7 protein-coding genes are annotated in these 9443 nt (G+C 72.8%); 4 read left to right on the top strand and 3 right to left on the bottom strand.

From position 1 onward, the window contains the following. Both VFL99_RS12565 and VFL99_RS12560 read right to left on the bottom strand, forming a co-directional pair. Positions 1–984, bottom strand: a 984-nt coding sequence (locus VFL99_RS12565; protein WP_325106707.1) for a geranylgeranyl reductase family protein, incomplete at its 3' end; no start/stop codon positions are given. 144 nt (positions 985–1128) lie between these two features. Next, on the bottom strand, positions 1129–1821 hold the full coding sequence (locus VFL99_RS12560) for a demethylmenaquinone methyltransferase (RefSeq protein WP_325106706.1): 693 nt from the start codon (positions 1819–1821) through the stop codon (positions 1129–1131). A 136-nt stretch (positions 1822–1957) separates the two neighbouring features. On the opposite strand from VFL99_RS12560, the gene VFL99_RS12555 reads away from it, so the two are divergent. Both VFL99_RS12555 and VFL99_RS12550 read left to right on the top strand, forming a co-directional pair. After that, entirely contained in the window at positions 1958–3268 is a 1311-nt protein-coding gene (locus VFL99_RS12555; protein WP_325106705.1) for an isochorismate synthase, read from the top strand. 80 nt (positions 3269–3348) lie between these two features. Then, the gene (locus VFL99_RS12550; protein ID WP_325106704.1) at positions 3349–4659 is read left to right on the top strand and encodes a GNAT family N-acetyltransferase; all 1311 of its coding nucleotides are present in this window, start codon (positions 3349–3351) and stop codon (positions 4657–4659) included. A gap of 145 nt (positions 4660–4804) precedes the next feature. Here the strand turns inward: VFL99_RS12550 and menD are convergent, their stop codons facing one another. Next, the gene (menD, locus tag VFL99_RS12545) at positions 4805–6643 is read right to left on the bottom strand and encodes a 2-succinyl-5-enolpyruvyl-6-hydroxy-3-cyclohexene-1-carboxylic-acid synthase (protein ID WP_325106703.1); all 1839 of its coding nucleotides are present in this window, start codon (positions 6641–6643) and stop codon (positions 4805–4807) included. A 128-nt stretch (positions 6644–6771) separates the two neighbouring features. Between menD and VFL99_RS12540 the strand changes: the two genes are divergently transcribed. Both VFL99_RS12540 and VFL99_RS12535 read left to right on the top strand, forming a co-directional pair. Further along, entirely contained in the window at positions 6772–8085 is a 1314-nt protein-coding gene (locus VFL99_RS12540) for an MFS transporter (RefSeq protein ID WP_325106702.1), read from the top strand. Between the two features lie 7 nt (positions 8086–8092). Beyond that, on the top strand, positions 8093–9136 hold the full coding sequence (locus VFL99_RS12535; RefSeq protein WP_325106701.1) for a D-2-hydroxyacid dehydrogenase: 1044 nt from the start codon (positions 8093–8095) through the stop codon (positions 9134–9136). Positions 9137–9443 lie beyond the last annotated feature (307 nt).

Here is a 9443-nt window from a genome sequence, read left to right as displayed (position 1 = left end):
GATGCCCTCGCCGTTGAACGGGTTGACCATGCCCCCCGCGTCACCGACGAGCAGGACCCCGTCGGCATAGTGCGGAGTCCGGTTGAAGCCCATCGGCAGCGCCGCCCCCCGGATCGGCGCGGTGCGGTTCTCCTCGAGGTAGCCCCACTCCTCCGGCATCGCGCGAAGCCAGCGGACGAGCAGGTCCTTGTAGTCGACGTTGCCGAACGAGGCGCTGGTGTTGAGGATGCCGAGGCCGACGTTGGACGTGCCGTCTCCGACACCGAAGATCCAGCCGTAGCCCGGAAGCAGCCGGTCGCCGTCCCAGAGCTCGAGCCAGGACTCGAGCAGGTCGTCGTCGTGGCGCGGGCTGCGGTAGTAGGTGCGCACCGCCACGCCCATCGGCCGGTCGTCCCGCTTGTGTCGCTCCATCGCCGTGGAGAGGCGCGAGGAGTTGCCGTCGGCAGCCACCACCAGCGGGGCGGCATACACCTTCTCCTCCCCGGTGGGGCGACCGGCGTCGTCGGCGACCTTGGCCCGCACCCCGACGATGTGTCCGCTGCGCTCGTCCAGCACGGGTGCCACCACGTTGGTGCGCTCGCGCAACCGGGCCCCGTGCTTGACCGCGTGCCGGGCGAGGACCTCGTCGAAGTCCTCGCGGGTGCGCACGAGGCCGTAGGGCGGGAAGCTCGCGAGGTCCGGCCAGTCCAGCTGGAGGCGCATGCCGCCGCCGATGATGCGCAGACCCTTGTTGCGGATCCAGCCCTCGTCCTCGGGGGTGGGGATGCCGAGGGTGATGAGCTCCTTCACCGCACGCGGGGTCAGGCCGTCGCCGCAGACCTTCTCGCGGGGGAAGGCAGTCTTCTCCAGGAGCAGGACGTCGAGGCCCTGCATGGCCAAGTACGCGGCGGTCGTGGCGCCTCCGGGGCCGGCACCGACGACGATGACGTCAGCGCGCTCGCTCGCGTCGCCCGTGGGTCCGACGCCGACACTCCTGTGACTCACGACCGCCTCTGCACCTTGTGAACGTCTTCACGAACTCTTCAGGGAACTCTACGCCGCACGGGTGAGAGGACGTAGTTAGGCGCCCCTTACCCCCTCGCCGGTCTGACCGCGGTCACGCTGGCACCGGGCGGCCCCGCCGAGGAATCAGGGCCGCCGCGCCCGGTGCAGGGCCACGATGCCCCCGGTCACGTTGCGCCACTCGACGTCCCGCCAGCCCGCATCGGCGACCCGCTGCGCCATCGCCCGTTGGTCCGGCCAAGCCCGGATCGACTCGGCGAGGTAGGTGTAGGACTCGGGGTTCGAGCTCACGGCGCGGGCGACCGGCGGGAAGGACCGCATGAGGTACTCGTTGTAGACGGTGCGGAAGGCGCGGTTGGTGGGCTGGCTGAACTCGCACACCACCAAACGGCCGCCCGGTCGGGTCACCCGGCGGAACTCGCGCAGCGCCGCGTCCGGGTCGGCCACGTTGCGCAAGGCGAAGGAGATGGTGACCGCGTCGAACGCCTCGTCGGCGAACGGCAGGCGGGTGGCGTCGGCAGCGGTGAACCCGAGGTCGGGCCGACGGTGCCGCCCCAGGCGGAGCATCCCCAGCGAGAAGTCGGCCGGCGCCACGTCCACCCCGGCATCGGCGAACGGCTCGCTGCTCGTCCCCGTCCCGGCGCCGATGTCGAGCAGCCGCTCCCCCGGCTTGGCATCCACCGCGTCGCGGACCAGTCGGCGCCAGCGGCGGTCCAGCCCGAAGGTGAGGACGTCGTTCATCAGGTCGTACTTCGCGGCGGTCGCGTCGAACATCGCCGCGACGTCGCGGGGTTGCTTGTCCAGGCTGGCGCGCGTCATGGCCGCCATCCTCCCGCACGCCCGCCGCCCGACCTCCCCGGGCCGCTGGCGCCCGCGGTGCCCGATCGACGGCGGTGATCGGTATGCCGGGCCTTCCCCGAGCCGGTCCCGTGCCACCGTCGTAGGCTGTCCGCTCGTGACCTCTGAGCCGACGGCGCCGCTCGCTTCCCTCCCCGTCCCGACAGCGCCGTTGGTCACCCGGACGGTGGAGATCGAGGACCCCGGGCCGCTGCTCGCCCTCCTGCCGGACTCCGGTGACGCCCGAGCGCTCAGCTCCTGGGTCCGCGGGGGTGACGGCCTCGTGGGGTGGGGTCGCACCCGCGCAGTCGCCACCGGCGGCGCGACCCGGTTCGCCGACGCCGAGGCGTGGTGGCGCGAGCAGGTGCACCATGCGGTCGTGCGGGACGAGGTCCGGCTGCCGGGCACGGGCCCGGTCGCGTTCGGCTCCTTCGCGTTCGCGGACGACTCGCCGTCAGGGGGAGCACTCGTCATACCGGAGGTGGTCGTGGGTCGGCGCGAGGGGCGCTGCTGGGTGACCACGACCGGGAGCGGCACGGGCCTGCCGCCGCGGGCGGCCGTCGCGCGGCGGGCCGCCGCGGTCGCGCCCGGCGACGTGGAGTTCGCCGCCGGCGCGCTGGACGGGTCGCGGTGGACCGCCGCCGTGGCCCGCGCTGTGGGGCGGATCGCCGGCGGAGAAGTGGACAAGGTCGTCCTCGCCCGCGACGTCGTGGTCAACGCGGCCGGGCGGATCGACCCGCGCTGGGTGCTCGAGGCCCTGGCGGGGCGCTACACGAACACGTGGGTGTTCGCCGTCGACGGCCTCGTCGGCGCCACCCCGGAGATGCTGGTGCGCCTCGAGAAGGGGCTGGTCACCTCCCGCGTGCTCGCTGGCACCATCCGGCGCAGCGGCGACGACGAGCGGGACCTCGCGCTCGCCGGGTCCCTCGCCCGCTCGAGCAAGGACCTCGAGGAGCACGAGTACGCCGTCCGCTCCGTTGCCGACGCCCTGCGGCCGCACTGCACGTCGCTCAACGCGCCGGAGTCGCCCTTCGTGCTGCACCTGCACAACGTCATGCACCTGGCCACCGACGTCGCCGGCGTGCTCGCCGACGGCACGACGTCGCTGGCCCTCGCCGGCGCGCTGCACCCCTCGGCCGCCGTGTGCGGGACGCCGCGGGAGACGGCAGCCGGGATGATCGCCGCGCTGGAGGGGATGGACCGGGGACGGTATGCCGGGCCGGTCGGCTGGATGGACGCCTCCGGTGACGGCGAGTGGGGCATCGCCCTGCGGTGCGGGGCCTACGAGCCGGACGCGGCTGGTGTCGCCGGCGACCGGATGCGGCTGTTCGCCGGCTGCGGGATCGTCGCCGGATCCGACCCGCAGGCCGAGCTGGCCGAGTCGGAGGCGAAGCTGGTGCCGATGCGCGACGCACTCACCGGCCCCTGACCTCGGTGCGAGCGCGGGCATGGGTGCCCCGCACCGACAAATGCGTTGCGTATGCCGGGCACGGCGAGTTCGCTGGTCCCATGCCTTCCAGCCCCCGCACCTCCCAGGACACCCCCGTCCGCATCCTGTCGATGCAACCGCGCGACGCCGAGCGCTTCGCCGCCGTCGACGCGTCGGCGTTCTTCCCCGACCCCCACGGGGTCAGCGTCGAGCGGGTCACCGAGGAGCTGGACTGGTCGCGCTCGTTCGCCGCCACCCGCGACCCGGAGACCACGCCGGAAGGCGAGGAGCGGCTGTGCGGCGTGTACTCGTCATACGACATGCACGTCACCGCGCCGGGCCGTGCGGGTGAGCTGGCACGGGTGCCGATGTCCGGCCTGACGTGGGTGGGCGTGCACCCCGACCAGCGCCGACGGGGCGTGCTCCGGTCGATGATGCGGCACCACCTGCACCAGGTGCACGAGGCAGGCGAGGCTCCGCTCAGCGGGCTGCACGCCGCGGAGGTGGGGATCTACGGACGGTTCGGCTACGGCGTGGCGAGCGTGGAGACGCGGCTCGAGCTGGGGCGTGGGGCCGAGTTCCACGCGCCGGGACTGGACGACGACGCGGCCACCGTGGAGACGTCATACGTGCGCGCCGACAGCGACGAGGCGGCCAAGCTGCGCCACGAGGTGCGCCTGCGCCACGACGCGTGCACGCTCGGGGCGGTGAGCCGGCCCGAGCAGGTCGAGCGTGCGGTCATGCGGGACGTGCCGTCCTGGCGGCAGGGCGCCGAGCCGGAGCAGATCCTCTTCGCCCGGCGCGACGGCGTGGTCACCGGATTCGCGGTGTTCCAGCGCAAGGAGAACTGGGCGGACGCCCGCCCGCAGGGCACGGTGCAGGTGCCCGAGCTGCTCGCCGTCGACCAGCCCTCGCTGCTCGCGCTGGCGCGGCGGCTGGTCGACTTCGACCTGACCACGTCGGTCACGGTCCACGGACTCGGCACCGCGTCGCCGGTCACCTGGTGGGCCGGCGGTCCCCGGGCGGTGCAGCTGCGGACCTACGACAGCCTGTGGGTACGGCTCGTCGACCTCGACCGCGCCGTCACCACCCGCGGGTATGCCGCCCCGTGCGACGTGGTGCTCGAGGTCACCGACGACCTGTGCCCGTGGAACGCCGGCAGGTGGCGGTTCACGGCCGCCACGGATGGCACGGCGCGGATGGAGCGCACCGACGACGCCGCCGAGCTCCGCCTCGGGGTCGCCCCCCTCGGGGCCGCCTGGCTCGGCGGACGGGCACTGGTCGACCAGCAGCGGCTCGGGCTGGTCGAGGAGCTGCGGCCCGGTGCCGTCCGGGAGCTGTCCCGCTCGTGGCGGGCCGACGGCGAGCCGATCGGCGCGATCGGCTTCTGACCCGACCCCCGGCCGCAGCGGGCCCCCGACTGACGACCTTGTGTGTGGCGTGTCGGCCCCGTAGCGGCCCACGACACGCCACACACCGGGTCGTCGGTCGACCCTCCGCGGCTGCACCCCGAGCGCAGACCGCGGTGTGGATGGGTCAGCCGGCGAGGGCCCGAGCGGCTGCCTCACGGAGCCGGGCGTCAAGGTCGCGGTGACCCTCGCGTGGGACGGGCACCTCGATGACGCGCAGTCCCTGCGGCGGCTCCACCAGGGCCTGGGCCAGCGACGTCCTGGTCTCGACGCGCCGGTGCGGCACGCCGTGGGCACGGCACAGGCCGGCAATCGAGGTGCCGGTCGGGGTGCCGAAGACCCGCTCGAAGTCGCCGACCCGCTCGGGCGCGCCGGGTTCGAGCGTCGTGAAGATGCCGCCGCCGTCGTCGTTGACCACGACCACCGTCAGGTCTGGTCGCGGCTCGTCCGGCCCGATCAGCAGCCCGTTGGTGTCGTGCAGGAAGGTCAGGTCACCCATGAGCGCGTAGGCCGGCCGCTTCCGGGGTGCGGGCGCGGCACTCTCTCCCGCTGACTGCTCGGCCCGGGCGGGGTCGGCCGCCAGCGCCACGCCGACCGCCGTGGACACGCAGCCGTCGATGCCGGCCAGGCCGCGGTTGGCGACGACCTGGAGTTCGGCCGCCGCGTCGCCGCTCATGGCGTGGTCGAGGTCACGCACGATCTTCGACGAGCCGACGAACACCATGGAGCCGGTGGGCAACTCGGCCAGGATCGTGGCCGCTACGGCGGGACCGGACGGCCAGGAGTCGTCGATGACCTTGCGGGCCGCCGCGTGCACCTGCTCCCCCGCCTCCCGCCAAGCCGCCGCCCAGTCGCGGTCCGCCTCCCGGGCGTATGCCGGATCCGCCGCCAGACCGGGGCCGCCGACCGCCAGCAAGGCAGCGACGGAGTAGACCCGCTCCGCGGCCTGCGCAGGATCGGACCAGCGCTGGCGGGAGTCGACCAGCTCGACGCGAACCCCCTTGCGCCGCAGCAGGCCCTGCACTGCTCGGGAGAGCGTCACCCGCCCCACGACGAGAACCCGATCCGGCCGGTGCCGGTCGAGCCATTCCTCGACGGTCAGCACCAGCGGACCGTGCGGGATGACGGTGGACCGGTCGAACCACCCGAACGGCTCGGCCACGACGGGCCAGCCGATCTCCTCCACGTGAGCCACCACGTCATACATCCAGTCGTGCGGCAGGTCACCGACCACGACCAGGGTGCGCGGGCACGCGGCGACGGGGAAGACCCGTTCAGCCTGCGGGTTGCGGGTCACCCAGGCGCGCCCCTCGGGGCGTCCCTCGAGCGGCTCCGGCCAGTCCGTCGCGGACGTCGCCCGGGGAACCGTCTGGTCGCCGGGTGGGGCGGCGGCCCCCGCCTCCGACGACGCCGTGTCGGGCACGAGCGGGTCGCGCAGCGGGACGTTGAGGTGCACCGGCCCGGCATCTCCCTCGAGCGGCAGGCCGAGTGCCGCGTCAACGGCACGGCAGGCGACCGACCGCCATACCGCGTTCTGCCCCGCCCGGTGCTCGGGCGCACCCAGATCGTGGAACCAGCGCACCGCGTCGCCGAAGATCTTGACCTGGTCGGTGGTCTGGTTGGCGCCGCTGTCGCGCAGCTCCGGGGGGCGGTCGGCGGAGACGACGAGAAGCGGTACCCCGGCGTGGTGGGCTTCGAGCACCGCCGGGTGGAGGTTGGCCACGGCCGTTCCGGAGGTGGTGAACACCGGCACCGCGAATCCGCCCTTGGCGAGGCCGAGGGCCAGGAAGGCGGCCGAGCGTTCGTCGACCCGGACGTGCAGTCGCAGCCGGCCGGCCCGGTCCGCGGCCTGCAGCGCATAGGCGAACGGCGCGGAGCGGGAGCCGGGACAGAGCACGGCCTCCCGGACGCCGCGACGGATCAGCTCGTCGACGAGGACCGTCGCGAGTGCGGTCGAGGGGTTCACGACACCCGATCCTGCCGCATCAGGGTGGTCGCCCCGCGCTGCCGTGGCGCGCACCTCCTGCGATCCTCGGTGCAGACGCCGCGAGCTCCCGACCTGCGCTGACCCGCCGCGGGAGGTGTCATGGACGTATGTCCGCTCCCGTCGCCGAACGAGTCGGCTGGGCCACCAGTGCGCGCTGGCAACGGCTCATCCCACTCGTGTTCGTCACCTACAGCCTCGCCTACCTCGACCGGTCGAACTACTCGATCGGGGTGGCCGGCGGGCTGGAGAAGGAGCTCGGCATCACGGCCGGGACCTCCGCACTGCTCGGGGCGCTGTTCTTCCTCGGCTACTTCTTCTTCCAGATCCCGGCCGCGCACTACGCGGAGAACAAGAGCGTGCGCCGGCTCATCTTCTGGTGCGTGCTGCTGTGGGGCATCTTCGCCACCGCCCAGGGCGTGATCCCGTGGGTCTGGCTGCTCATGGTCGACCGGTTCCTGCTCGGTGTCGTGGAGGCGGCGATCATCCCGGCGATGCTGATCTTCCTCACCCACTGGTTCAGCCGGTCCGAGCGCGGCCGTGCCAACACCTTCCTCATCCTGGGCAACCCCGTCACGGTGATGTGGCTGTCGGCGCTGTCCGGCTGGATCATCGCCGCCACGAACTGGCGCTGGATGTTCATCGCCGAGGGGATCCCCGCCATCATCTGGGCGTTCGTCTTCCGCGGCGTCGTGCAGGACTGGCCCCACGAGGCAGCGTGGCTGGACGATCTCGAGCGCGAACAGACCCTCGCTCGGCTGCGCCGGGAGCAGGAGGACCTGCACGGTGCGCCGACCGGCTACCTCCAGGCGTTCCGGTCCCGCAACGTCATCGTGCTGTCGATCCAGTACCTGCTGTGGAGCATCGGCGTCTACGGCTTCGTCTTCTGGCTGCCGACCATCCTGGACACGCTGCACCACAAGGGCATCGGCGTGATCGGCGGCCTGTCGGCGGTGCCCTACGCGCTGGCCGCGATCGGCATGCTCGTCGCCTCCCGGTTCTCCGACCGCAGCGGCAACCGGCGCGAGTTCGTCTGGCCCTTCCTGCTCGCCGCAACCGCCCTGTTCATCGCGTCGATCCTGCTGGGCACCACCCACTACTGGGTCTCCTACGTGGTGCTGATCTTCGCCGGTGCGTGCATGTACGTGCCGTACGGCCCCTACTTCGCGCTCATCCCGGAGTTCCTCCCCCAGCAGGTCTCCGGTGCCGCCATGGCCCTGGTCAACAGCGCCGGCGCGTTGGGCGGCTTCGTCGGCGCGTACGTCGTCGGCTGGCTGCAGGGCGGGGTCGGCAACTGGGCCGCCTACGCGTTCATGGCAGCAGCGCTGTTCTTCTCGGCGGTGCTGATGTTCGGTGTCGACACCCACGGTCGGCGCGGCGTGGACCTCCCCGCCCGCACCCCGCAACCGGTCGGCGCGGAGTGAACGCCCCATGACGACCGTGCTCATCGCGACACCGCTGGAACCCGCTCTCGTGCAACACATCCGGGATGAAGAGCCCGAGTTCGAGGTGCTCTTCGACCCTGACCTGCTGCCACCCACCCGCTATCCCAACGACCATGCCGGTGACCGGTCCTGGCGGCGGTCACCGCAACAGGAGCAGCGGTTCAACGACTGGGTGGCGCGCGCGGAGGTGATGTTCGGCGTGCCGTCGGAGACACCGCAGTCGCTGCGCGAGGTGGTCGGTCGGGCGCCGCAGCTGAGGTGGGTGCAGGGCACCGCGGCCGGCGCCGGGCAGCAGGTCCGGGCGGCCGACCTCACCGAGGACGCACTGCGCCGGGTCGCGTTCACCAGCAGCGTCGGTGTGCACGCCCGGCAGCTGGCCGAGTTCGCCGTGCTGGGCCTGCTCGCCTTCACCAAGGACCTGCCCCGGCTGCTCAGGGACGCCCGGGCTCGTCAGTGGGACCACTACGCGGTCCGAGAGCTTGCCGGTCAGCGCCTGCTGGTCGTGGGGCTGGGGCACATCGGCCGGGAGACCGCTCAGCTGGCGCAGGCGCTCGGCATGCACGTGACCGGCATGCGGCGGAACCCCACTCCCGAGGACGACACGCTGGTCGACCGGATGCGCCCCACCGACGAATTGGTCGAGGCGGTCAGTGAGTGCGACGCGGTCGTCCTCGCGCTGCCGGACACCGCCCAGACCCGCGGGCTGTTCACCAAGGCGGCCATCGACGCGCTGCCCGCGCACGGGATCGTCGTGAACGTGGGCCGCGGGTCCACCGTCGACGAGGACGCACTCGTCGCCGCGCTGCAGGACCACCGCCTCGCCGGCGCCGCGCTCGACGTGTTCGCCACCGAGCCGCTGCCCGCGGACAGCCCCCTCTGGTCCTTGGACAACGTGCTGCTCAGCCCGCACACCGCGGCCCTGTCGCTGCACGAGAACGAGCGCATCGTCGACCTGTTCATCGACAACCTGGGCCGGTTCCGCCGCGGCGAACCGCTCCGGAACGTGGTCGATCCACAGCACTTCTACTGAGCGCGGGTCGCCTTCGCCGGAGCCGAAGTCGGCACGCGGCCTGGTCCGTCCCCGCCCAGCGCCACATCCCGGAGCCGAAGTCGGCACGCGGCCTGGTCCGTCCCCGCCCAGCGCCACATCCCGGAGCCGAAGTCGGGCTCTTCGTACCTGCGGTGGGGCTCACTGCTCGGGCAGGATGAGGCCGCCGGCGATCAGGAGCATGCGTAGTCGGTAGTTGGCGCGGTTGCGGAAGCCTCGGGCGATGCGGCGGTGGAGCTCGATCAGTCCGTTGACCGTTATCTGGAGCTGGGGCCGGTGGGGTGGGCCG

It is taken from the genome of Segeticoccus sp. (genome assembly GCF_035708005.1).
Note: the sequence above shows the minus strand (reverse complement) of the source record. Positions and strands in the feature narration are given on the sequence as shown.

What these genes read in the sequence shown, in the direction of transcription:
- VFL99_RS12550 (WP_325106704.1), top strand. Translation starts at nt 3,349, where the DNA reads ATGCCTTCCAGCCCCCGCACCTCCCAGGACACCCCCGTCCGCATCCTG.
- VFL99_RS12535 (WP_325106701.1), top strand. Translation starts at nt 8,093, where the DNA reads ATGACGACCGTGCTCATCGCGACACCGCTGGAACCCGCTCTCGTGCAA.
- VFL99_RS12560 (WP_325106706.1), bottom strand. Translation starts at nt 1,821, where the DNA reads ATGACGCGCGCCAGCCTGGACAAGCAACCCCGCGACGTCGCGGCGATG.
- VFL99_RS12540 (WP_325106702.1), top strand. Translation starts at nt 6,772, where the DNA reads ATGTCCGCTCCCGTCGCCGAACGAGTCGGCTGGGCCACCAGTGCGCGC.